Genomic DNA, 23,815 nt, shown 5'->3' on the forward strand with positions numbered 1-23,815 from the left:
CAAGTACAATACGAATGAAACACGTATTTTGTATCGGAGAACTATTGATTGATTTTGTTGCCGAAAAACAAGGTAGCGATCTTTCCAAAGCAGATTTGTTTACCAAAAAGGCTGGTGGTGCTCCTGCCAATGTTGCCTGCGCCATAGCGAAGTTAGGCGGAAATAGTAAGTTTATCGGCTGTGTTGGAAAAGACCCCTTCGGTACCTATCTACTAAACGTCCTAAAGGACAATCATGTCGATATCTCCTTCGCACAGCGCGCTAAGACCTTTACTACGCTGGCCTTTGTATCGCTTTCAGAAGAAGGCGAACGCGATTTTGTTTTCAGTCGTGGGGCAGATAAGGAATTAAAATACGACTCCAGCCTGAAAAAAAGCATCAAGGACAACTTGCTTCATTTGGGCGCTGCTACCGCTTTGCTCGGTGGAGACTTGGAAAAAGCGTACGGCCGTTACTTTTTCGATGCCTTGACACAAGGTGCCTTTATAAGTTTCGACCCTAATTTTAGAGGAGATCTTTGGAAAGAGGAGGAACATATATTTATCAAAAAATGCCAACCATTTATCGAAAAGGCAGATCTTGGAAAGTTTAGCTTGGAGGAGGCCCAATTGCTCACGGGCAAAAACGATTTGAACGAATGCTGCGATGTGCTGCACGAAATTGGCACTAAAATCATCACAATCACCTTAGGGAACAAGGGCACCTTGCTCAGCACCCCGGAAATCAAGAAGACTATCCCAAGCGTATCCGTTACACCAGTAGACACCACTGGGGCCGGTGATGCGTTCATAGGATGCCTGCTCCAACAAATCGCAGCCCTTAAGGAGGCCGAGGAAGTTTTCGGGAATATCGACATGCTGGCCGAAATGGTCAAGAATGCCAATAAAGCCGGAGCCATTACCACAACCAACTACGGGGCGATTCCGTCACTGCCCACCAAATCACAACTGCTTGCCATAGAATGAACCAAGCTTCCCTTCATCGACTAATCGCTTCGGCATATCCCGATTCGACCGGTACCAACGATTTGGATGGCCTTTTTAAACTGAGGCTGTCTACGAACCTTACGTTGATCAAAGACTTGTTTTTTTCGCTCTATCCAGAAAAAAACCATACAGAATCCTTCAAAGAATTAGTATCGGTTTTACCCGAGCTTTTTAAGGAACGGCCCCGTTCGCTTCAGCTTCAGGACCTTAACCGTCTAAAACAGGGCAATTGGTACCAATCCGAACAGCTCGTGGGCATGCAGTTGTACGTGGATCACTTTAACGGTGACCTTCGAGGGTTGGAAAATAAGCTAGGATATTTTGAGAAATTAGGCGTGAACTTTTTACACCTTATGCCGATTACGCCAAGACCCAATGGCGAAAACGACGGGGGATATGCCGTGAATAGCTACCACGAGGTCGATGAACGGTTCGGTACGAAAGAAGACCTTTTGAGGCTTACCCAAAAAATGCGTGATAAGAACATGCTTTTGATGTTGGATTTTGTCGCCAACCATACTTCGAACGAATTCCCGTGGGCCAAAAAAGCCATGAAAGGCGATAGCAAATACCAGCGGTTCTACCATATCTATAACGATAGAAGTATCCCTGATGCCTTTGAGCAAAAGCTTCCCGAGATTTTCCCAAGAACCGCTCCCGGTAATTTTAGCTATAATGCCGAGATGCAAAAATGGGTGATGACGGTCTTTAACCAGTACCAATGGGACTTGAACTATTCGAATCCGGAGGTATTCATAGCCATGCTCGACAATTTGCTAAAATTGGCAAATCTCGGTGTCGACGTGGTTCGTTTGGATGCCTTGGCCTTTATGTGGAAAAAACTGGGTACCCAATCCCAAAACTTACCGGAAGCACACGCCCTTATATCCCTTTTCCGGTTATGTCTACAGGTAGTCGCCCCAGGGGTCGTTTTTTTGGCCGAGGCAATCGTCGCACCCGACGAAATCGTTAAATATTTTGGATCTGGTCCCACCAAGGGGAACGAATGTGAAATTGCGTACAACGCTACGTTGATGGCCTTATTGTGGGATGCCATCGCCACCAAAAAAACAATACTGCTTTACAAAAACATCGGGCACCTTCCGAAAAAACCCGATGAAGCTACTTGGATAAATTATGTGCGCTGTCATGATGATATAGGCCTAGGGTTTAAGGATGAGTATATTCATGAGGTGGGCTGGGATGCGAAAACGCATCGCAAATTCCTGTTGGATTACTATTGCCAAAAAATCGAATGGTCTCCCGCTAAAGGATACCTATTTATGTATAACCCAAAGAATGGTGATGGAAGGATTACAGGAAGTTGTTCCTCTCTGCTCGGATTGGAAAAGGCACTTGAACAGGATAATAAGGTAAAAATAGAAGAAGCAATCCACAAAATAGTGATGTTGCACGGCATCATTCTGTCCTATGGCGGTATCCCGCTCATATACGCCGGAGACGAAATAGGTACATTAAACGATTACTCCTATCTGAAGGACAAGGACAAGAAAGAAGACAACCGGTGGGTGAATCGACCCTATCAGGACTGGAAGGTCATTGACAATCTCGACACAAAAGAAACCTATCATTCCAAGATATTCTTTTCACTCCAAAAATTGATTCGTTTACGCAAACAGCTGCCCGTATTTGCAGACCATAATAATTTCGCATTGTATGATGGCCATAATCCCCATGTCCTGATTTTTGAAAGGACTTCGGAAAAGGATATCGGGCTTCTGGTGGTGAGCAATTTCGATAATTCACCCCAAATCATCGATCACATCAGATTGGGTTCCTTTGGTAAACAAGCCAAGCCCAAGGATTTGATTTCAGGAAGAAGCGTAAGGTTTGTCAATGATACCCTGAAACTGAAACCGTATCAATTGTTGTGGCTGGTAAAGACATAGTACCTGTTCAGGACTCCTAGTTATACTTCACCTTGCGCAAAATTCGCAACGATTCCTTAAGGCTTAGGTATAATTCCGGATTGCGGCCCTTGAGTAGGGAACGTGCAGCATCTAGCCTATCCTTGGCGTTCTCGAATCCATTGAGGTAGCAAATCAAATAAGTGTCTGGCAAATGTTGTAAATCTTCTTCTTCGGAAGGCTTTAAGGCAATGTTCTTCCCGAGCTTTGCCAACAGGGAATTATTCGCGTTGAAAATATGGTGTAACGTCTTCCTATCGTACTGGGGTGGATCAAAAATCAGCTCGGACTGAATTTGATACGTACCGTTCTCCTCAAAGGTAATCACCACCTTTTCCAACGGATAGTATCGCTGTTTGGCACCAAGTCCTAGCTGAACATATTCAATGGTTGCGAAAGAATCCTCATCGTAGGAGATAGTCACCTCATCCAAGGTAGAATAAAACAGTTTTACCTGTTCGTTGATCAATTCGATGTCGACCCGGGAAAAGTAGGTCTTGCCCTTGACTTTTTTTTGATTGCCTGCCCAGCAAACCACAAACTGTTCTTTAAAGACCTTATAGTTGCTTTCCATATCGGGGTGGCGATGATTGATGAAATCAATGACACTATCCAAGGTAAGTTCAATATTGTTCTTGGCATGTTGCTCAATAGTGGCAACGGCATCCATGTTGATACTTTTTAGTTCAATACCATATGCTTTGGGCATACTGATGCTTCCTTCCCTAAAGAAAACTGCACCCCCGTAATACTTCCAGATGTTTTTCCGCAATGAACACACCTTGCCATTCGAACGTATGGTGACTAATCCGACTACTTTTCCTTCCGGCAAGTGCGGAAAGGGAATGTTCTCATAGGAAATCAAGGGCGGATTGTCCAAATAGGCATTTACAAGATTCTGGATCTTGCTGTCATCAAAGAAATCGACCCCCACAATTTTATTGTCTTCATCCTCCACACCGACCACAATAAAGGAATTGTTTTCGGGATTACTATTGGCCAAGGCACAGACGTGTTTTAAGAATTTTGCTTTGCCCTCCCGTTGGCCGATATCGAGAAAGCGTTTCTTGTCATAAAAACTATTCTCGTCGTTATGGGCGAGTAGGTTTTTTACGAGAAGGCGTTTATTGATCACGTCGCGTTGCGTATTTCAGGTCGGTCTGACGGTTAGGCACATTCAGATGTCGACAGGCTATGCATTCCTGTTTACGATGGTCGAAGAGGCCTGGGCCGTTGGCATTACCACCAAATCGGCGATGTTTACATGGTACGGGCGGCTGACCACGAAATAGACGATATCTGCAATATCTTCGGGCCGTAACGGCTGGAAGCCCTGATACACGGTTTCCGCGCGCGCTTCATCCCCCTTGAAGCGAACCTTGCTAAATTCTGTTTCGACCAGGCCTGGATTTACCGCACCTACCCGTATTCCGTAGGGATTCAGGTCGATACGCATTCCTTGATTGATGGCATCGACGGCGTGCTTACTTGCACAATAGACGTTGCCTTTGGGATAAACTTCTTTCCCGGCAGTAGAACCAATATTGATGATATGCCCTGTCTTTCGCCCAACCATTTGAGGCAAAATGGCCTTGGAAACGTACAAGAGCCCTTTTACATTGATGTCTATCATGGCATCCCAATCCTCGAGGCTTCCTTCATCGATGGGGTCGAGGCCATGGGCATTGCCGGCATTGTTGATCAAGATATCAATTTTGGAAAATTCCTCCGGAAGCGATATGATGGCTTTCGAAACCGATTCCCGATTTCGCACATCAAAATTCAAGGTGTGCACCCGCACCCTTTCTCCCAATTCCGCTGCCAGGGCGTCCAAACGTTCCTGTCTTCTGCCACATAGGATAAGATTAATTCCCTTTTTTGCAAAAAGACTCGCGGTGGCCAGCCCAATACCGCTGGTCGCACCTGTAATAAGGGCATTCTTTTTAATATGTTCTTCGTTTTGCATACGTCTATTGACTATTACTAATTATGGGACAATCAAACTGCGTGTTCCCGATTAAGAAGGTAATATCTGTGTTCGTTGTAAATCTTTCCGTTCTTATAGATTGCATCTTTAAAGATAGCTTCTTTTTTAAAACCGCTTTTTTCAAGAACTTTCATCGAAGCTATATTGTATTCAAAGACCCCTGAAAATATCCGAACGAAACCCAAGACACTAAAACCATACGCTGTCAAAAGTCGTACTGCTTCACTGGCAATCCCCTTTCCCCAAAAGCCTTCTCCGATCCAATAGCCTATTTCCGCCGTTTTTTTGTAAACGTCTTTTTGAGCCACTAGGCCAACCACCCCACAGAGTTCACCGTTGAATTCAACCGCAAAATTATGTGTTGGCTTTTGTTTTCCCGAAAGCTCAATAAAGAATTTGGCATCGTTTTGGGTGTAGGGATGTGGAAAATAATCCCTCAAGTTGTCCCATATGTTTTTGTTGTTTGCAAGCGCGGCCAATTGCGAGGTATCGCTCAGTTCTAATTGCCGAATTCGAATGATCTTTGTTTCCATAATCAGAAAAGTATTCTTTGGCGGACAAAATCCGTTATTTCAAGAAAGACCTAAGGCACTTCTGAACCCTTGCTCGCCTCCAATAGTAGAAACCAATCCTCCAATTCCATTTGAATCTTTAGGGCGTCGACCGACTTTTTTAAACGGGATTCATTAGCGGTTCCCACAACGGGATGAATGTTTGCGGGGTGCCTCAGAATCCAAGCCAGCAACAACTGATCTTCGGTAGCATCATACTTTTCGGTTAGGGGTTCCAACACCCTTTGTATCCGTTGGGTCTTTGGGGTATTTTCCTTAAAGTAAGACCCCAGCGGACTCCACGACATCGCTATTCTTTTTCCCACAATACAGTCATCCAAGATGCCATTGTACTGAACCTCATTGGCGGTGAGTGAATACTCCATCTGGTTCCCCGAGACCGGAAGCACCGTCTCCAGAAGGGCTATCTGGGAAGGTGTAAAGTTCGATACGCCGAAGTCCCTTATTTTTCCGGTATTCTTCAAACTGTCGACAGCCTCGCCAATTTCCGCCGGGGACAGCAACGGACTGGGGCGATGCAACAATAAAAGGTCGATATAGTCGGTTTGAAGATTTTGCAGCGATCGGTCGACCGACCAAAGGATGTAATCTTTCGAATAATTATAATGCTTGACCTTGTTCGGACGTTCCTTGGTATCGAATTGAATACCACATTTGGTAATCAGCTGAATTTTATCGCGCTTTGTCTTACTGCTTGAAAACGCTTTGCCAAATTCCGCCTCGGTAGTATAATCGCCGTAGATATCCGCATGGTCGAAAGTGGTAATTCCAAGGTCGACACAACCATGGATCATTTTGACCATTTGGGCCAAAGGAAACCGCTTTCCCCAACGACCCCATGTCATCGTGCCGGCAATAATTTTCGAATACTTGATCTTGTTCTTCATAAGCCAGTGAAATTAAAAATAAATCCCTTAAAAACTTCATAAATATCGGGGCTTCAGCTATTTTTTAACCAATCGTTAACAGCAAAACAAGGATTTAATTTTCAATTTGCACCTCTGTTTGATACCGGACCAATCAAAACCAAAATCTTATAAAGTTATATGGAAGAAAATACTGCAGTAGACGTTAGCGCTGTGAACGAGAAAATTGCCCAGGAAAGTGCTTTTATAGACCTGCTGATGTTGGAAATGAACAAGGTAATCGTAGGCCAGAAACATATGGTCGAACGGTTATTGATCGGTCTACTGGGACAAGGGCATATTTTGCTGGAGGGAGTTCCAGGACTTGCAAAAACCTTGGCGATCAATACCTTGGCAAAAGCCGTTAAAGGAAGTTTTAGCAGAATTCAGTTTACTCCCGACCTTTTGCCGGCGGATGTCATAGGAACGATGATCTACAATATGAAGGTCAACGATTTCTCGATTAAAAAAGGGCCCATTTTCGCTAATTTTGTCCTTGCGGATGAAATCAACAGGGCTCCCGCGAAAGTACAGTCCGCCTTGCTGGAAGCCATGCAGGAAAAACAGGTCACCATTGGCGATGAAACCTTTATTCTTGATAAACCTTTCCTGGTCATGGCTACCCAAAACCCGGTAGAGCAAGAAGGTACGTACCCCCTGCCAGAAGCCCAGGTAGATCGTTTTATGTTGAAAACCATTATCGACTATCCCAAAATGAACGAAGAGCAACTGGTTATGCGCCAGAATCTTCTAGGCAACTACGAAGAGGTCAAGTCCGTGGTGACCTTAAAACAGATTTTGAGTGCGCAACAGGCGGTACGGGAGGTATACATGGATGAAAAAATCGAAAAATATATCCTGGATATCGTTTTTGCCACACGGTATCCCGAAAAATATAATTTGGCCGACCTAAAACCCTTGATTAGTTTCGGAGCATCCCCGAGGGGAAGCATCAATATGGGGAATGCTGCCAAGTGTTATGCTTTTATCAAAAGACGGGGCTACGTAGTGCCAGAGGATGTACGCGCCATAGTGCACGATGTTTTAAGACATCGAATTGGCATCACTTACGAGGCCGAGGCCGAGAATATCACTTCCGAAGAAATCATCAACAAGATTGTAAACGAGATTGAAGTGCCCTAAGAAAAGTCGGCAGTCACTGTGGTAGTAGCTCAAAATACAATTGAACCAACTTCCTGTTATTACTGAAAACTGCCCACTGATAAGATGGATACCAAGGAACTACTTAAAAAAGTACGAAAGATCGAAATCAAGACGCGCCGTCTGTCCGATCATATCTTTGGTGGGGAATACCATTCTACCTTCAAGGGGCGGGGTATGACCTTTAGCGAAGTAAGGCAGTATCAGTTCGGGGATGATGTTCGAAGTATCGATTGGAACGTTACCGCCCGTTACAACGAACCGTTCGTCAAAGTATTCGAGGAAGAGCGTGAGTTGACCATGATGTTGATGGTCGATGTAAGTGGTTCCGAGCTTTTTGGGACTACCAACAGGTTCAAAAAAGAAATTATCACGGAGATATCGGCAACCTTGGCGTTTTCTTCCTTACAAAACAATGATAAAGCGGGCCTCATGCTATTTTCGGATACCGTAGAGCTTTACATTCCTCCCAAAAAAGGAAAAAGTCACGTATTGCGCATTATCAGGGAGTTGCTTGAATTCAAACCTAAAAGTAACAAGACCGACCTTTCGGAAGCCTTAAGGTTCCTCAGTAGTGTCATGAAGAAGAAGGCTATCGTGTTCATTCTTTCCGATTTTATCACCGACGACTATGAAAAAACGCTTAAAATCGCAGGCAATAAACACGATGTGACAGGGATTAGGGTATACGACCAACGGGAAGAAAGTATTCCCAATATAGGTATGGTGCAAATGCGCGACGCCGAAACCGGCACGGTACGTTTGATAAATACTCAATCGAAAAAGGTACGGCTTGCTTACGGGAAATACCATAGGGAAAGGGAAGATTATTTCGTCAACACCTTTACCAAATCGGGTTGTGGCACCCTTAATTGTCGGGTAGACGAGAGCTATGTAAAAAAACTATTGGGTTATTTTAAGCGAAGGGCGTAACTATGAAGAGTAGAAACCTAAACATGTCAAACACCGTAGTGTCATCGTTTTTAAAACGATGTTGTCTCCTGTGCTTCTTTACGGTATCGCTTCAGCTGTTTTCTCAAACCCCACCCAGGATATCCTCCGAAGTAGACACTACCTTTATCAAGATAGGCGATCAGATTATGTGGAAGGTACTGGTAGAAACCGATACTACCGCACAGGTTATCTTTCCTGAGGGACAAACCTTTTCTCCCTTGGAAACGGTTGAAGCCTTCAAGACCGATACGACCAGGAAAAAAGATCGGATGGCACTTCAAAAGACATATGCACTTACCCAGTTCGATTCCGGCGTGTATAAGCTCCCCGCCCAGCGTATCGAGATCGATGGCAGGGGATATTTCACCGATTCGTTGATGGTGAACGTTGCTACGGTGCCTGTAGACACCACTACCCAGAAAATGTTTGATATCAAACCTTTGATGGAAGTAGAAAAAAGCAATGCCAAATTGTGGAAAATTATGCTTGGCATCGTGCTCGGATTATTTGTACTCGGTGTATTGTTCTATTGGTTTGTGATTCGGAAAAAACCGCTGACCGAGGAGGAGAAAGAAGCGCTGTTGCCCCCCTACGATCGGGCATTACTTGAGTTGAAAAAACTAGAGAACTCAAAGTATCTCATTCAAGATGAATACAAACAATACTATTCCGAATTAACGGACATCGTTCGCTCCTATCTCGAAGAAGATGTACACGTTTCAGCCTTGGAAAGCACTACCGACGAGTTAATCGATAAGCTTGAAATGCTAAAGGATGCGGGAGAGCTCGAATTGGATGACGATACGCTAGATCAATTCAAGAAAATCCTGCAGACCGCCGATTTGGTAAAATTTGCGAAATCAAAACCGCCCACAACCGTAGCAGAGCAAGACCGCAAATCGATTGAACAAATCGTGATAAAAACCCATGAGGCCCTTCCCGAACCCACCGAGGAAGAATTGATGCAGCAGGCAGAATTCCTGGAGGAATACAACCGCAAAAAACAACGACGCAAAATCATCATCGGTTCCGCCGCAGTGCTTGCACTACTTTTTACAATTTCTGCCATTGCCATCGCCCGTTATGGATTCTCGTATCTGAAGGACACCGTTCTTGGGCACCCTACAAAAGAATTGCTCGATGGGGAATGGGTGGCAAGCTCTTATGGATATCCCCCCATATTATTGGAAACCCCCAAAGTGCTCAAAAGGGAGCAGGTATCCTTGTCCGCCGAGGAAAAGGAGGCTATCTCGGAGATAAGCACCTTTAACTATCAAAGTTTGGCAGGTTTGTTTTCAATCGAGGCATCATCGCTAATTTTGACGAAAGGAGCTGAATTCAAACTTGACTTGGCCATTGAAAACTACCTAAAGGGCTTGGAAAGCAGAGGTACAAAGAACATCATCACTAAACAGGAGGAATTTACCACCGTCAGTGGCATTCAGGGAATAAAGACCTATGGAAGCGGTAAATTCGTTGTTCCCGGGGAAGAAGACCTGGTCAATGGCAATTATCTGATCTTGAGTTTCGGAGGAGAACAATTTCAACAACAGGTGGCACTAACATGGCTTAAAGAAGACCCTTATGCACAAGAAATCGTGGATCGCATCCTTAAAACCATAGAAGTAAAAACAGAAGTCTAAATGTTCGAAAATATCGAATTTGCAAACCCTGAATTTTTTTGGTTGCTGTTGTTGCTTCCTGTGGCCGTTCTATGGTATTTTTTTAAACGTCATGAGCAGAACGCCTCACTGCGGATTTCCAGTATCCAAGGTTTCGCCAAGGAAGGGATTCTTCCCAGATTGAAGCCTGTATTATTTGTCTTTCGATTGCTCGCATTGGCAGCGATAATAGTTGCCATGGCCCGACCCCAGACCGAAGATATTTCCACTCGGACCAAAACCACAAAAGGAATCGATATTGTGATGGCCATCGATGTGTCGTCGAGTATGTTGGCCCGGGATTTAAAGCCGAACCGATTGGCCGCTCTCAAAAAGGTAGCGGCGGACTTTATTAAAAAACGGCCTAATGATCGTATAGGACTGGTAGCCTACGCAGGGGAAGGCTATACCAAAACCCCGATTACAAGCGATAAATCGATTGTGTTGAATGCCCTAAGGGAAATTACCTACGGACAATTGAACGATGGTACCGCGATCGGTATGGGTTTGGCCACCTCGGTCAACCGTTTAAAGGAAAGCAAAGCGATCAGTAAGATCATTATTCTACTGACCGACGGGGTCAACAACTCAGGATTCATAGAACCTCAGACAGCGGCCGACCTAGCCGTGGAGTTCGATATAAAGACCTATACCATTGGTTTGGGCACCAACGGAAATGCCTTATCCCCGATCGCTTACAATGCCGATGGGTCTTTCAGATATGGCATGCGGCAAGTAGAGATTGATGAGGAATTGCTCAAAGACATCGCCAAATCTACCGGAGGTAGATATTTTAGGGCTACCAACAATGAAAAATTGGAAGAGATTTACGACGAGATCAACAAACTGGAAAAGACCGAAATTGAAGAATTCAAATACTACAAATACGAAGAGAAGTTTAGACCTTGGGTATTGTTGGCAGGGGCTTTGCTGTTGATCGAATGGGTTGTTAGAAATACTTTTTTTAAAAGTTTTATATGATTCAGCTCGACGAGAAAATATACTTTTATCTGTTAGGGATCATCCCGGCACTGGTAGTGCTCTTTCTGTTGTTGCAAATTTGGAAAAGGCGCACCCAAAAACAATTTGCAGATGCAAAATTGTTCAGAAGATTGACCCCGGATAAATCAAATTTTAAGGCAACCTTGAAGTTGTTGTTCTTCTTGGCCGGACTCACCTTTTTAACACTGGGGCTCGTGAACCCGAAAATGGGTACCAAATTGGAAACGGTCAAACGCGAAGGGGTCGATATTGTATTTGCCGTTGATGTCTCCAAGAGTATGTTGGCCGAGGATATTGCCCCTAACCGATTGGAAAAGGCAAAACGCCTGGTCTCTGAAATTATTAACCAATTGGCGAGTGACCGTATCGGAATAATTGCCTATGCGGGGCAGGCCTATCCACAGTTACCGATTACCACCGACTACGGAGCGGCAAAAATGTTTTTGCAGGGCATGAACACCGACATGCTTACCTCCCAGGGCACCGCCATTGACCAAGCATTGGAACTGGCTACTACCTACTACGACGACGAGGAACAGACCAACCGGGTGTTGTTCATTATTTCCGACGGGGAAGACCATTCGGCAGACGCCACCCTGAATACGGTCGAAAAGGCTGTGGAGGAAGGCATAAGAATCTACACCATCGGAGTAGGCAAGAGTAAAGGTGCGCCCATACCCCTAAAACGAAACGGTGTGGTTGAAAGCCTGAAGAAAGATTCCCAAGGCGAAGTGGTCATTACCAAATTGAACGAGGAAGTGCTCATCGATATTGCCGAGGAGGGCAACGGGGAGTACATTGACGGTACCAATACCGATGAGGCCGTAGCATATATTAAGGAACAATTATTGCAAATGGATAAAAAGGAGTTCGAGGCGAAACAGTTTGCCGAATTCAAAGACCAGTTTCAATGGTTTCTGGGGGCAGGACTATTATTCTTATTTTTAGACATCTTCGTTTTGGACAAAAAGACCAAGTGGCTTCGTCAATTAAACTTGTTTAATGAAAAATTGGAGGAATAAGGAAAATGTACAAACACAGGAAATTGAAATTGATAGTTATATTCGTTCTGGGGTTGAGTAACGCTGTCTCTTTTGCCCAAGAAGACGACAAAGAGCAATTAAATGCCCTCAAAGAATCAAAAAACCTTACCTGGGAAGGCAACAAAGACCTTTCGGAAAATAGGTTCATAGAAGCAGAGGTAGATTATAGAAAGGCTATTGCCAAGAGTGACAAAAACCCCGCGGCACCTTTCAATTTGGGTAATGCCTACTACAATAATGCTACTTACAGTGAAGCCTTCGGACGTTTCAAGCAAGCGGGGGAACTGGCGAGTGAAAAGCCCGATAAGCACAAGGCTTATCACAATATGGGAAATGTCTTCATGAAACGAAAGGAATATCAGAAAGCGGTAGAGGCCTATAAGGAAGCTTTGCGGAACAATCCAAAAGACGAGGAAACCCGTTACAATTTAGCGCTCGCCAAAGAAATGTTGAAAAAAGAGCAGGACAAGAACGACCAAAACAAAGAGGACGAGAATCAGAAAGATAAGAACGACCAAAAAGACAAAAACGAAGACCAAAAAGAAAACGACGACAAACAAGAACAGAAAGATCAGGATAAAGAAGGTGAAGAAGGAGATCAACAAGATGAAAATAAAGAGGATAACAAGGAGGGTGACGGGGACAAAAAGGAGGAGCAGAAGAAACAACCGGAAGAAGGTGATAAGAAAGAAGAGCAACCACGACGCCCCAATCAGTTGAGTAAGCAACAGATACAGAACCTCTTGGAAGCCATGCAGCAAGAAGAGAAGAAAGTACAGGAGAAGATAGATGCCAAAAAAATAAAAGGTGTTAAAGTAAAGAACGAGAAAGACTGGTAATGCCCATGGGTATTAAAAGATATATCATTTTATTACCACTATTGGCCTTTGCCTTTTTTCTTAAGGCGCAAAGTGCCGATGAGGTTACTTTTGAGGTAAAGCTGAGCAAAAGTAAGCTGGGCATCAACGAGCGCTTGCGCGTAGACTTTACCATGAACCAGGACGGCGATGATTTTATTGCCCCGGATTTTCAGGGTTTTAAGGTTTTAATGGGGCCTTCCCAAGCAATTAGCTCCTCTTGGATCAATGGTGTGCGTAGTTATTCCAAAACCTACTCCTATACCCTGGCACCCACGGCAAGAGGTAAATTCTCTATCGGACAGGCCTCTATCGTCATCAAGGGGAAAACCTATAAATCAAGTCCGAAACAGGTCGAAGTTACCGCCGCTGTGGATAAGCCCAACGATGAAATGACGGTCGACGACGTAGCCGACGAAAGCCTCCACCTGGTGGCGGAGGTTTCCAAAATAACTCCCTTTTTAAATGAAGCGGTGAGCGTGGTCTACAAACTATATGTGAGTCCAACGATCAGTGTTTCGAACTACCGGCCATTAGATAATCCCAAGTACAACAACTTTTGGAGTCAAGACATTCCGGTCACCCGGCTCAATGCCCAAAATGGGACCTATCAAGGAAAACCCTTCCGTTATGTGGTGTTAAAAAGAGTAGTGCTCTATCCACAACGGGCCGGTAAGTTGGAGATTGAGCCACTCTCATTGGAGGTCACCGTTGACGTACCTACAGCTCGTCGCGATTTTTTTGGACGCGCCGTGTACGCCTCGACCAACAAAACGGTTTCTGCCGGAAGACGTACGTTGAACGTAAGACAACTGCCAGAACAAGGCAAGCCTGCCGATTTTAGTGGTGCCGTGGGCGATTTTGATTTTGAGGTCACTACCAGCAAGACCGATCTCAACGCGTCGGAATCGCTACAGGCCAAGGTAGAGGTACGCGGTAAAGGAAACCTTAAACTATTTCAGCTACCAGAACCCAGTCTCCCAGGCTCCCTAGAAGTATACGAACCGGAATTTGAGGAAAATGTACGTACGACACTCTCCGGATCACAAGGGAAGGTTAGCAATAACTACACCATCGTACCGTCCTTTAAGGGGAAGTATCCCATTCCCCCCGTTTCTTTTAGCTATTTCGACCCAAAGACCGAAAAGTACAGAACCCTCAGTTCCGATGAAATCATCATCAATGTGTTGTCAGGTCCTACGAGTGGTGCCTCCGATGTTGTTTCAAGGAGCAAACAGGAAGTCGTGACTACCGGAAACCAGTTCAATTTCATCAAATTACAACCCAACCTTACCGCAATAGGCAGCAATTACTTTTTTGGCTCGCCGGGCTTTTACCTGTGGTGGCTGCTACCGCTTCTACTAATTCCCGTCGCCATTTATCTAAGCAAGAAAAGAGAAGCAATGGCGGGAGATGTTGTAGGAAACCGAATTAAAAAAGCGAACCGACTGGCTAGAAAATATTTATCTACCGCGAAAAAGGCGTTAGGGGATAAAGAGGCTTTTTACATCGCCTTGGAGAAGGCGTTGCATAACTATTTAAAAGCAAAGCTAAAAATCGAAACCTCCGAATTTAGTAAAGATAAGATAGCCTCGCTTTTACGGGAAAGGAAAGTGGACGAAGATACCAGGAACAGGTTCATTAGCCTTTTGAAAAATTGCGAAATGGCCCGTTATAGCCCCTTTTCCAATGTACAGATGCAGCAAGACTACGATACGGCGAGTGAGGTGATTTCGACAATGGACAAACAGCTTTGAAAAAAGTCATGATAAAAAAGAGTAACGATTGAAAGACAAAACGTGAAAAGGATTCTAGCCATCATATTGCTACTAACCGGTCTTCAGACATGGGCCCAGAACGAGGCCCTCTTTGACCGCGCCAATGATGCGTATAACGACGGTAAGTACGAAATGGCCATTGAAGATTATTTGGCGATTCTCGACGAAGGCCAGCATTCGGCCGAACTCTACTTTAATCTGGGTAATTCCTACTATAAACTTAACCAGATCGCCCCAAGTATTTACTATTATGAGAAAGCCCTACTGCTTCGACCCGATGACCCTGAAATAAAAAATAATTTGAGCTACGCCCAAAACATGACTTTGGACGCTATCGACGCACTACCTGAAATGGGGCTTTCCAGGTTCTATAAACAGATAACCCATTTTTTATCTTTCGACCAATGGGCCTACGCCGCTGTAATCTTTATGATTTTATTCGTGCTGCTCTACATTGCTTTTTATTATTTTAGATATTCCACCCGCAAGCGCATCGCATTTATTCTGAGCTTGGTGTGTTTAATGTTTTCTATCACTTCGGTAGTTTTTGCATTTATTCAATACAACGATTTCAAGGATGACATGCCCGCCATTGTATTTGCGGATGAGGTACGAATACAATCGGACCCCAACACCCAAGGGCAGGAGGTGTTCAGACTTCATGAGGGAACAAAGGTAGAAGTGTTGGAAGACTTCAACGAGTACCACAAAATCCGCATCGCGGATGGCAAGACCGGATGGTTGCCCAAAGAGAGTGTGAAGCTATTGAAAGACTTTTAAGGTTTCCTTAACAATCTACCATAGCATTACTATTATATTTGTTTAAACTGTTGGAAGTTTCCATGAAAGCCTTTTTTCTTCTCTTAGTCTCTTTTCTATTGGTGACGGCCATCCTAACCCCGTCAATAACTACTTTGATCGGGGCCGATAATGATACCCCCCTGGTGATGGATTTTAGTGAAGAAGAGAATAAGCAGGGAGAGAAAAAGGAAATCTCTGAAAAAGACTTGTTCTTTCATCTAAATTTTATAGCGGTTTCATCCAGGCATTGGCAAAAACCCAATTCATCAAGTTATTATCTCGAAGTGGATTATTCCCATTCTGTGGATGTTTTTCTTCCTCCTCCAAAATTCTTGGCGTAGTACGATACTTGTCTTTTTTTACCTAACCTGTCTTCGTTTAGTAGATGAAGACCAAATATTCTGTTTATGTTCAAAACCTTGAAAAACGACTTGCCCGCAAGTATTGTTGTATTTTTTGTGGCGCTGCCCCTATGTCTCGGTATCGCCCTTGCAAGTGGTGCGCCTTTATTTTCGGGATTGATAGCCGGAATCGTAGGCGGTATCGTTGTCGGCGCACTCAGCGGCTCCCAAATTGGGGTCAGTGGCCCAGCGGCCGGTCTAGCCGCTATTGTGCTCACGGCCATAGGTGCGTTGGGCGGATATGAGAATTTCTTATTGGCTGTGGTTTTAGGGGGTATCATCCAGTTGATTTTCGGAATCCTAAAGGCCGGAATCATCGGTTACTATTTCCCGTCATCGGTCATTAAAGGTATGCTTACAGGCATAGGAATCATTATCATTCTAAAACAAATTCCACACTTTTTTGGTTACGACCCAGATCCAGAGGGCGACTTCGCTTTTTTTCAGGTTGATGGGGAGAATACTTTTTCCGAAATATTCAATGCCTTGAACAACATAAGTCCGGGCGCGACCCTTGTTGCCGTGATAGGGTTGGCGATTCTTTTGCTATGGGATCGGGTTCTTTCAAAGAAGGCGAAAATATTTCAACTAGTTCAGGGTCCGTTGGTAGCGGTTCTAGTCGGAATTGTTTTTTATAGCCTTACCCAAAATAGTGATGTTTGGGGCATTTCCTCCGATCACTTGGTCAGAGTACCTATACCGGAAGATGCGGCTTCGTTCCTCGGACAATTCAGTTTCCCCAATTTTGGGGAAATCACCAATCCGGAAATTTGGATTACCGCCTTTACCATCGCATTGGTCGCCAGTTTGGAGACGTTGCTCTGTGTAGAGGCAACCGACAAACTAGATCCAGAAAAACGGGTTACCCCTACCAACAGGGAACTTCTTGCACAGGGAACCGGAAACATTATTTCTGGAATGATCGGAGGGCTACCGATCACCCAGGTCATCGTGCGAAGTTCGGCCAATATTCAGTCGGGGGGGCGATCTAAAATGTCGGCCATTATTCATGGCTTCTTTTTATTGACCTCGGTTATCCTAATTCCGAGACTTTTGAATATGATTCCGCTTTCGGTATTGGCGGCGATCTTATTCATTGTAGGTTACAAACTCGCCAAACCCGCACTTTTTAGAAAAATGTATGATTTAGGATGGAAACAATTTGTTCCTTTTACGGTAACCGTCCTAGGTATCGTATTTACCGATTTGTTGGTAGGTATCGGTATGGGTTTGGCAGTAGGGATTGCGGTCATCCTCATAAAAAGCTACCAAAATTCGCACTTTTTGCATATGGAAGGCGAAGACGTGGATGATGGAAGGATAAAAATGACCTTGGCGGAAGAGGTGACCTTTTTCAACAAAGGTGCCATACTAAAAGAATTGGACAATCTGCCAGAAGATTCCTTTCTTGAGTTGGACGTTCGGAAAACCCGTTATCTGGATAATGATATCATTGAAATTCTAGATGATTTTGCGGAGAAGGCAAGGAACCGAAACATCACCATAAAGCTGGTATCGGAACGCGGGGAAGTCATAAACCCTCCGAGCTATATTGAATTTTTTAAATTAGAGCCGAAATTGGCTTGAGTCATAAACACACACTATGAAAGCACATACGAAGGAAACACAGGCAGCGATCACGCCCGATTCGGCAATACGGATTTTAAAGGAAGGCAATCAACGATTCGTAAACAGCCAAAAAGCCGATAGGGATTTATTGGAACAGGTAAACGATACGGCAAGCGGGCAATATCCGTTTGCGACCATTCTTAGTTGCATCGATTCCAGGGTGTCGGCCGAACTGATATTTGACCAGGGTGTGGGAGATATTTTTAGCGCTAGGGTTGCTGGCAATGTCGTAAATGAAGATTTACTTGGCAGCATTGAATTCGCTTGTAAGCTTGCAGGTACCAAGGTAGTGGTGGTCTTGGGACACACCGCCTGCGGTGCGGTGAAAGGGGCTTGTGACGATGCGCGCCTGGGCAACCTCACTGTATTACTCGATAAGATCAAACCTGCCGTCGAAGCGGTGACCGAGCCCACCGATAGGAGCCTTAGAAATTCCAAGAACATCGACTTTGTTAATGAGGTAGCTCTAAAAAACGTTCATATGACCATCGACAACATGCGACGAATGAGCCCCGTTTTGAAAGAAATGGAAGAAAATGGGGAAATCAAGATTGTCGGCGCAATGTATGATATACAGAATGGAAAGGTAACGTTCGTTTAGCATAAAGCAAATCATATTAGATGGCCAATACTGCGGTATTGGCCGTTTCTTTGGGTAAAAAGACTATCTTAACGAGTATATTAGGCAGTGGTCGATGAATAACCTTTTCTCTAACCTTAAGGGAGATTTTTTTGGTGGTATTACGGCAGGAATCGTAGCCCTGCCCTTAGCACTTGCGTTTGGGGTGAGTTCTGGCCTAGGGCCCAGCGCAGGGCTTTATGGAGCGATCTTCATCAGCTTTTTTGCCGCTTTATTTGGGGGTACCAACACCCAGATATCAGGCCCCACGGCACCCATGACCGCTGTGAGTATGGTCATCATTGCGGGTATTATCGCCAGCCACGACGGGAGTGTTGAAAAGGCATTGCCTTCCATCCTAACGGTCTTTCTTCTTACAGGCCTCATTCAGATTGGTTTGGGACTAATAGGTCTTGGGAAGTACATTCGATACATACCCTATCCCGTGGTTTCCGGTTTCATGACCGCTATCGGGCTTATCATTATCATTACGCAGATATTACCCTCGCTCGGCTATTATCCCAAAGAGGATAGCGATTTTGTGGACGAGTACAAACCCTTTGCGGAAGAACTTATACTAGAGAATATCTTAAGGGAAGAAGCTGGTGAAGGTATTTTGGTCTTGGAAGATTTCGAAGAAACGATTAAACGCAGCCACGAGGTAAACGAACCGGCCATTTTAGAGGAGGCCCAGACCCTTGCGGCAGCGGCTTCATCGGGCGTTATAGGTACGGTTCGTGTATTGCCAAGGGCTTTTAGGAATATCAAATGGCTCGAATTGGCATTGGCCGCGATGACCATTGTAATCATATTCGGATTCAAAAAAATCACTACGGTCATTCCCAGTACCCTGGTCGGACTTATCGTGGTCTCCGGGGTGGCCTACGGTTTCAATCTCGATTATCGTACTATTTCCCAAATCCCCGAGGGACTCCCGATTCCCAGACTGGAAATCTTTACGGAATTTAAGCTACAGTCGATTACTCCCTATATTTTTACGGCACTGGCCCTAGCCCTCTTGGGTGCTATTGATTCACTATTGACCTCAGTCGTTGCCGACAACATGACCAAGACAAAACACCGGCCCAATAAAGAATTGGTAGGACAGGGAATCGGTAACAGTATCGCCGCCATTTTTGCAGGGCTTCCTGGTGCCGGTGCCACGATACGTACAGTTGTAAATATCAATGCCGGGGGTAAAACAAAGCTGTCGGGAATGATTGCCGGGGTATTGTTATTACTTATTTTGTTGACCCTGGGCCCGGTAGCTTCCCAAATACCTGCCGCAGTACTGGCGGGAATTCTTATCACGGTCGGCATCAATGTTATGGACTATAAAGGATTAAAGGCCATTCCCAGCTTGCCCAAGGATATTACATTGGGCCCGTTGAAGCTGAGTTCCGAAGTCATTATTATGCTCGTGGTGATGATGCTATCTACCTTTTGGGACCTTATCTATGCGGTCGGTATCGGTCTGGTATTTGCGTCATTGATGTTTATGAAAAAAATGGGAGACCTCACGGCCGAGCGGTCCGATGTCAAGTCCTTAGAAAAGGAAAAAGCCTGGGAGGACGAGTCGGACTTCCCAAAAAATCTTCGTGAGGAAGTATTTATCAAACATCTAAAAGGTCCTTTATTTTTTGGCTCCACAAGTGATTTTCAGGTATTGGCGGAACAGATACCCACTACCGCTTCGACAGTAATAATACGCATGGACCTAATGCACTATATGGATCAATCGGGCCTCTATGCACTTGAAGATGTTTTAATAGATTTGCGCAAATCAGGAATCAATGTTCTTTTTGTCGACGTGCCACCTCAACCCCGTTATATGATGGAACGCGTTGATATCGTTCCAGATCTAATTCCTACCGAACATATTTTTGCAACCTTCGAAGACTGCCTTGTTTGGGTCAAAGAGAATGTCGTGGACGTTTATGACTCGACCACACTGGTAAATAATCCGAATTAACCCTCAAATTACGAAAGTGCTGCCCAAAAACTTTAACTTTGCCCATATTACCACTGCGTCATGATTACAAAGATTAAGGAACACATCCTTGAAGTAGAGCAGTTTGCTGCCGACTCGAAAGAAGCCCTGGAAGCCTTCCGAATTAAATATTTGGGCAAGAAAGGATTAATAAAGGAATTCTTCGCCGAATTTAAAAACATTCCGAACGACCAAAAAAAAGAATTTGGACAAACCATCAACGCGCTCCAAAAAGCCGCTACTGAAAAAGTGAATTCTTTAAGGAATAGCCTAGAAAATAAAGGGGACGAAAAAGGCATTCATGGCGATTTGACAAGACCGGGCGAACCTATCGGCTTGGGGGCACGGCACCCGATCTCTATCGTAAAAAACCAAATTATCGAAATCTTCTCCCGGATAGGATTTAATGTATCCGAGGGACCTGAAATCGAGGATGATTGGCATAATTTTACCGCCCTGAACCTTCCAGAATATCACCCGGCCCGTGATATGCAAGACACCTTTTTTATTCAAACAGACCCGGATATTTTGTTGCGTACCCATACCTCGTCGGTGCAGGTGCGTTACATGGAAAACAATAAGCCTCCAATACGTACGATTTCTCCCGGTAGGGTATACCGCAATGAGGCCATATCGGCACGTTCACACTGCTTCTTTCATCAGGTGGAAGGCCTGTACATCGATAAAGCTGTTTCTTTTGCCGATTTGAAACAGACCCTCCAGTTCTTTACTACCGAACTGTTCGGAAAATCAAAGATTCGATTGCGTCCTTCCTATTTTCCTTTTACCGAGCCCAGTGCCGAGGTTGATGTATACTGGGGGCTGGAAACCGAGACCGACTATCGCATGACCAAAGGCACCGGATGGCTGGAAATCATGGGTTGCGGTATGGTAGACCCCAACGTATTGGACAATTGCGGTATTGACCCGAAGGAATATTCAGGCTTTGCCTTCGGCATGGGTATTGATCGTATCGCATTGTTATTACATCAAATCTCCGATATTCGACTGTTGAGCGAGAACGATGTACGTTTCCTGGAACAGTTTCGAAGTGCCCTATAGCGTATTGTGGTGAAGAAAGATATCGAAATCCCCATTGCCAAAGATGTATATGTCGCTCTTATACCGGAGTGGAGCGAGGACTTTCTCTCCAAGGACTGGAACGCCTATATCCTAAACAACCGCAAATCGAAGATCGAAATGGTACTAGTCGTATCCAAGGGGTTCGATGGAGATAAAAAAACATCCACAATGCGACACGGTATCGGAGTGGTCGAAGGAAAATCTTTCGAAAAAATAGAGCTAGTACAAGAAGAGGTGCTTCTTCTGAACAATGAATTCTTCGTCACATATTACGCCGATGACAAGTTATACGAAAAGCGGTTTTTGTTCGAAAAAAACAGTGTCAACGAAAATAAATTACACCTTATCCCACTTTTGGAAAAAGAGGGTATCCTGGCAAAATAGATTGCTAATATTAAGGGCCTAGATCAAAATCTTGGATTTCAAAAACGTTCTTTCTTGGTAATAGGGTTTTAATCAAGGCACGCCAAATCATCATAATTTACCACTTAATCGTTGTTTAAGACAACCACAAACTCGTAGAAAATCGTTCGATTTGTTCTTACCATAGGATCTTTATTTGGAAAAGAACCAGGGCAAGCTAGCTAGTTCAAAGTTCCTTTTTTATCTTTAAACAACGCTAAACTTTGTTCAAATTGGTCTGGTCCTCCGTTGGCCAAGGCCACCATTAAATCTGAAAAACCATGTTCTCTAAAAAATATGATACCGCCAATTTAAAAGGTGATCTTACAGGAGGTCTCGTCGCTGGTGTAGTTGCCTTGCCGCTGGCTTTGGCTTTCGGTGTACAATCGGGTCTGGGGGCGATTGCCGGACTTTACGGGGCGATTGCAGTAGGTATATTGGCTGCCATTTTCGGAGGTACGGCAACCCAGGCAAGCGGCCCTACCGGCCCTATGACGGTGGTATCGGCGGCTTTGGTCGCCGCGGCCATTGAGGCGACCGGAAGCTTGGAAGATGCAATGGGCATCATTGTATTGACGTTTCTCTTGGGGGGCATCATCCAAATCCTGTTTGGCTTGATCAATATTGCGGGCTACATCAAATACTTTCCCTATCCGGTAGTATCAGGGTTTATGAGCGGGGTAGGACTCATTATCGTCATCTTGCAACTGTTTCCGTTTGCAGGCTTGTCATCCCCCAAATCCACTATTGCGGTCATACAGGATTTACCCAGGCTTTTTGCTGAATTCAATTGGCAGGCCTTGGTTTTGGGAGGGCTTACGGTGCTGATTTATTACCTGTTTCCAAAAATCACGAAAGCGGTTCCTAGTGCTTTGGTCGCCCTCATTATAGCTTCCTTGGTAAGCTACTTTTTGCAATGGGAAGTACCTATCATCGGGGAAATACCTTCGGGACTTCCCGATTTAAAAATAGATGGCATCCTATCGGTCGACTCCGGCACCTATTTTCTGATACTCGAATACGCCCTGGTGCTGGCCGTTTTAGGCTCTATCGACTCTTTGCTTACCTCGGTGATCGCTGACAATATGACCAAGACCAAGCACAATAGCAATCGGGAACTTATCGGGCAAGGTATCGGAAATGCCGTGGCAGCCATCTTTGGCGGTATTCCCGGGGCAGGTGCTACCAAAGGTACGGTCGTCAACATCAACTCAGGCGGGAAAACGAGGGTCTCAGGTACGGTGCACGGACTTTTTCTATTGGCCGTTTTGTTGGGGCTTGGTTCGCTGGCGGCCTATATTCCACTTGCGGTACTAGCCGGCATCCTCATTCCGATCGGATTTAAAATTGTCGACACCAAAGGGCTCAAACACTTGTTGGTGGTACCCAAGGCAGATGCCTTTGTATTGATTGTGGTATTGCTATTTACAACTTTTGGGAGCCTAATCCAAGCCGTAGGTATCGGGGTAACGCTTGCTTCGTTGTTATTTATGAAACGTTCAAGTGATATTGCAGAAGAAGGTTTACAGGTGGGTACTTTAGCCGGTTTTGATGGGGAAAAACCTTGGCAGGACGAAATCGAATTTTACGAAAAGTACAAAGACAAAGTCTATATTAAACACCTTTACGGACCTTTGTTTTTTGGGTTCACCTCGCATTTTCAGCAGGAAATCAAGAACATTCCTCCCCAAATCGAGGCATTGATCATTCGAATGGACCGTGTTCCACACATCGACCAATCGGGGTTGTATGCCTTGGAGGATGCCATTTTGGAATTATATGACAAGAATGTAACCGTCGTCTTCACAGGCCTCCGGGAGCAACCGCTCGACAAACTCAAATCTATCGATATCATTCCTGATTTGGTTCCTGAAAACCAATGTTTTACGACCATAGGGAAAAGTTTTGATTGGTTGAAGTCCAACCTTTGACCACCGCATATCATATATCTTCTTCGCCAATGGCAGTGTGAATTTGATAATTTCAAGGAGTCCAAAATCTTAGAAGCTCATTTTAACTGTCTGATTTTTATGATATTACCATAGGTTTTTTTTCT

General features: G+C 44.7%; 21 protein-coding genes. 17 read left to right on the forward strand and 4 right to left on the reverse strand.

Translation table 11 applies throughout. The annotated features are described in order from the left end of the window. The first annotated feature begins 14 nt into the window (after positions 1-14). Both FK220_RS05870 and FK220_RS05875 read left to right on the forward strand, forming a co-directional pair. Positions 15-965 (forward strand): carbohydrate kinase family protein, encoded by a 951-nt coding sequence (locus FK220_RS05870; RefSeq protein ID WP_152573323.1) that lies wholly within the window; start codon positions 15-17, stop codon positions 963-965. Beyond that, positions 962-2,896 carry an amylosucrase gene (locus FK220_RS05875; protein ID WP_152573324.1) on the forward strand — a complete coding sequence of 645 codons (1,935 nt, stop codon included), beginning with the start codon at positions 962-964 and terminating at the stop codon, positions 2,894-2,896. The genes FK220_RS05870 and FK220_RS05875 overlap by 4 nt, the downstream gene beginning before the upstream one ends. Before the next feature lie 16 nt (positions 2,897-2,912). Here FK220_RS05875 and FK220_RS05880 read toward each other — a convergent pair whose 3' ends face one another. Genes FK220_RS05880 through FK220_RS05895 form a run of 4 tightly spaced genes read right to left on the reverse strand, consistent with a single transcriptional unit; the run spans position 2,913 to position 6,360 of the window. Next, complete coding sequence (locus FK220_RS05880; protein WP_152573325.1) at positions 2,913-4,049, reverse strand: ATP-binding protein; 1,137 nt, start codon at positions 4,047-4,049, stop codon at positions 2,913-2,915. 57 nt (positions 4,050-4,106) lie between these two features. Continuing rightward, positions 4,107-4,862, reverse strand: coding sequence for an SDR family NAD(P)-dependent oxidoreductase (locus FK220_RS05885; RefSeq protein ID WP_152573664.1), 756 nt, complete (start codon positions 4,860-4,862; stop codon positions 4,107-4,109). Between the two features lie 50 nt (positions 4,863-4,912). Beyond that, on the reverse strand, positions 4,913-5,434 hold the full coding sequence (locus tag FK220_RS05890) for a GNAT family N-acetyltransferase (RefSeq protein ID WP_152573326.1): 522 nt from the start codon (positions 5,432-5,434) through the stop codon (positions 4,913-4,915). Positions 5,435-5,484: 50 nt separating this feature from the next. Then, positions 5,485-6,360: an aldo/keto reductase gene (locus FK220_RS05895; protein WP_152573327.1), complete on the reverse strand. Its 876-nt coding sequence runs from the start codon at positions 6,358-6,360 to the stop codon at positions 5,485-5,487. A 159-nt stretch (positions 6,361-6,519) separates the two neighbouring features. On the opposite strand from FK220_RS05895, the gene FK220_RS05900 reads away from it, so the two are divergent. From FK220_RS05900 to FK220_RS05970, 15 genes are all read left to right on the forward strand, one after another. After that, positions 6,520-7,521: an AAA family ATPase gene (locus FK220_RS05900; RefSeq protein ID WP_152573328.1), complete on the forward strand. Its 1,002-nt coding sequence runs from the start codon at positions 6,520-6,522 to the stop codon at positions 7,519-7,521. Positions 7,522-7,605: 84 nt separating this feature from the next. Beyond that, on the forward strand, positions 7,606-8,472 hold the full coding sequence (locus FK220_RS05905) for a DUF58 domain-containing protein (RefSeq protein WP_152573329.1): 867 nt from the start codon (positions 7,606-7,608) through the stop codon (positions 8,470-8,472). Positions 8,473-8,495: 23 nt separating this feature from the next. Beyond that, positions 8,496-10,136 (forward strand): hypothetical protein, encoded by a 1,641-nt coding sequence (locus tag FK220_RS05910; protein WP_152573330.1) that lies wholly within the window; start codon positions 8,496-8,498, stop codon positions 10,134-10,136. Further along, complete coding sequence (locus FK220_RS05915; RefSeq protein ID WP_152573331.1) at positions 10,137-11,135, forward strand: vWA domain-containing protein; 999 nt, start codon at positions 10,137-10,139, stop codon at positions 11,133-11,135. It abuts the gene before it with no gap. Then, on the forward strand, positions 11,132-12,178 hold the full coding sequence (locus tag FK220_RS05920) for a VWA domain-containing protein (RefSeq protein ID WP_152573332.1): 1,047 nt from the start codon (positions 11,132-11,134) through the stop codon (positions 12,176-12,178). The genes FK220_RS05915 and FK220_RS05920 overlap by 4 nt, the downstream gene beginning before the upstream one ends. Positions 12,179-12,201: 23 nt before the next feature. Next, a complete protein-coding gene (locus tag FK220_RS05925) occupies positions 12,202-13,038 on the forward strand; it encodes a tetratricopeptide repeat protein (RefSeq protein ID WP_238718911.1) in 837 nt (278 codons plus the stop codon). A 5-nt stretch (positions 13,039-13,043) separates the two neighbouring features. After that, positions 13,044-14,813: a BatD family protein gene (locus FK220_RS05930; protein WP_152573334.1), complete on the forward strand. Its 1,770-nt coding sequence runs from the start codon at positions 13,044-13,046 to the stop codon at positions 14,811-14,813. A 42-nt stretch (positions 14,814-14,855) separates the two neighbouring features. Then, on the forward strand, positions 14,856-15,614 hold the full coding sequence (locus tag FK220_RS05935) for an SH3 domain-containing protein (RefSeq protein WP_152573335.1): 759 nt from the start codon (positions 14,856-14,858) through the stop codon (positions 15,612-15,614). Between the two features lie 62 nt (positions 15,615-15,676). After that, positions 15,677-15,976, forward strand: a complete 300-nt coding sequence (locus FK220_RS05940) for a hypothetical protein (RefSeq protein ID WP_152573336.1) — start codon at positions 15,677-15,679, stop codon at positions 15,974-15,976. Positions 15,977-16,042: 66 nt separating this feature from the next. Then, positions 16,043-17,623, forward strand: coding sequence for a SulP family inorganic anion transporter (locus tag FK220_RS05945; RefSeq protein WP_152573337.1), 1,581 nt, complete (start codon positions 16,043-16,045; stop codon positions 17,621-17,623). 16 nt (positions 17,624-17,639) lie between these two features. After that, positions 17,640-18,266 carry a carbonic anhydrase family protein gene (locus FK220_RS05950; RefSeq protein WP_152573338.1) on the forward strand — a complete coding sequence of 209 codons (627 nt, stop codon included), beginning with the start codon at positions 17,640-17,642 and terminating at the stop codon, positions 18,264-18,266. A gap of 94 nt (positions 18,267-18,360) precedes the next feature. Continuing rightward, on the forward strand, positions 18,361-20,256 hold the full coding sequence (locus FK220_RS05955) for a SulP family inorganic anion transporter (protein WP_152573339.1): 1,896 nt from the start codon (positions 18,361-18,363) through the stop codon (positions 20,254-20,256). 60 nt (positions 20,257-20,316) lie between these two features. Beyond that, positions 20,317-21,336 (forward strand): phenylalanine--tRNA ligase subunit alpha, encoded by a 1,020-nt coding sequence (pheS, locus tag FK220_RS05960; protein ID WP_152573340.1) that lies wholly within the window; start codon positions 20,317-20,319, stop codon positions 21,334-21,336. Positions 21,337-21,345: 9 nt separating this feature from the next. Further along, the gene (locus FK220_RS05965) at positions 21,346-21,741 is read left to right on the forward strand and encodes a hypothetical protein (protein WP_152573341.1); all 396 of its coding nucleotides are present in this window, start codon (positions 21,346-21,348) and stop codon (positions 21,739-21,741) included. Between the two features lie 299 nt (positions 21,742-22,040). Further along, on the forward strand, positions 22,041-23,690 hold the full coding sequence (locus FK220_RS05970; protein ID WP_152573342.1) for a SulP family inorganic anion transporter: 1,650 nt from the start codon (positions 22,041-22,043) through the stop codon (positions 23,688-23,690). Positions 23,691-23,815: the final 125 nt, after the last annotated feature.

This window comes from Pelagihabitans pacificus (assembly GCF_009371985.2).
Taxonomy (GTDB): domain Bacteria; phylum Bacteroidota; class Bacteroidia; order Flavobacteriales; family Flavobacteriaceae; genus Pelagihabitans; species Pelagihabitans pacificus.

What these genes read in the sequence shown, in the direction of transcription:
- FK220_RS05920 (WP_152573332.1), top strand. Translation starts at nt 11,132, where the DNA reads ATGATTCAGCTCGACGAGAAAATATACTTTTATCTGTTAGGGATCATC.
- FK220_RS05900 (WP_152573328.1), top strand. Translation starts at nt 6,520, where the DNA reads ATGGAAGAAAATACTGCAGTAGACGTTAGCGCTGTGAACGAGAAAATT.
- FK220_RS05875 (WP_152573324.1), top strand. Translation starts at nt 962, where the DNA reads ATGAACCAAGCTTCCCTTCATCGACTAATCGCTTCGGCATATCCCGAT.
- FK220_RS05910 (WP_152573330.1), top strand. Translation starts at nt 8,496, where the DNA reads ATGTCAAACACCGTAGTGTCATCGTTTTTAAAACGATGTTGTCTCCTG.
- FK220_RS05940 (WP_152573336.1), top strand. Translation starts at nt 15,677, where the DNA reads ATGAAAGCCTTTTTTCTTCTCTTAGTCTCTTTTCTATTGGTGACGGCC.
- FK220_RS05895 (WP_152573327.1), bottom strand. Translation starts at nt 6,360, where the DNA reads ATGAAGAACAAGATCAAGTATTCGAAAATTATTGCCGGCACGATGACA.
- FK220_RS05955 (WP_152573339.1), top strand. Translation starts at nt 18,361, where the DNA reads ATGAATAACCTTTTCTCTAACCTTAAGGGAGATTTTTTTGGTGGTATT.
- FK220_RS05950 (WP_152573338.1), top strand. Translation starts at nt 17,640, where the DNA reads ATGAAAGCACATACGAAGGAAACACAGGCAGCGATCACGCCCGATTCG.
- FK220_RS05945 (WP_152573337.1), top strand. Translation starts at nt 16,043, where the DNA reads ATGTTCAAAACCTTGAAAAACGACTTGCCCGCAAGTATTGTTGTATTT.
- FK220_RS05890 (WP_152573326.1), bottom strand. Translation starts at nt 5,434, where the DNA reads ATGGAAACAAAGATCATTCGAATTCGGCAATTAGAACTGAGCGATACC.
- FK220_RS05905 (WP_152573329.1), top strand. Translation starts at nt 7,606, where the DNA reads ATGGATACCAAGGAACTACTTAAAAAAGTACGAAAGATCGAAATCAAG.
- FK220_RS05870 (WP_152573323.1), top strand. Translation starts at nt 15, where the DNA reads ATGAAACACGTATTTTGTATCGGAGAACTATTGATTGATTTTGTTGCC.
- FK220_RS05930 (WP_152573334.1), top strand. Translation starts at nt 13,044, where the DNA reads ATGGGTATTAAAAGATATATCATTTTATTACCACTATTGGCCTTTGCC.
- FK220_RS05915 (WP_152573331.1), top strand. Translation starts at nt 10,137, where the DNA reads ATGTTCGAAAATATCGAATTTGCAAACCCTGAATTTTTTTGGTTGCTG.
- FK220_RS05970 (WP_152573342.1), top strand. Translation starts at nt 22,041, where the DNA reads ATGTTCTCTAAAAAATATGATACCGCCAATTTAAAAGGTGATCTTACA.
- pheS (WP_152573340.1), top strand. Translation starts at nt 20,317, where the DNA reads ATGATTACAAAGATTAAGGAACACATCCTTGAAGTAGAGCAGTTTGCT.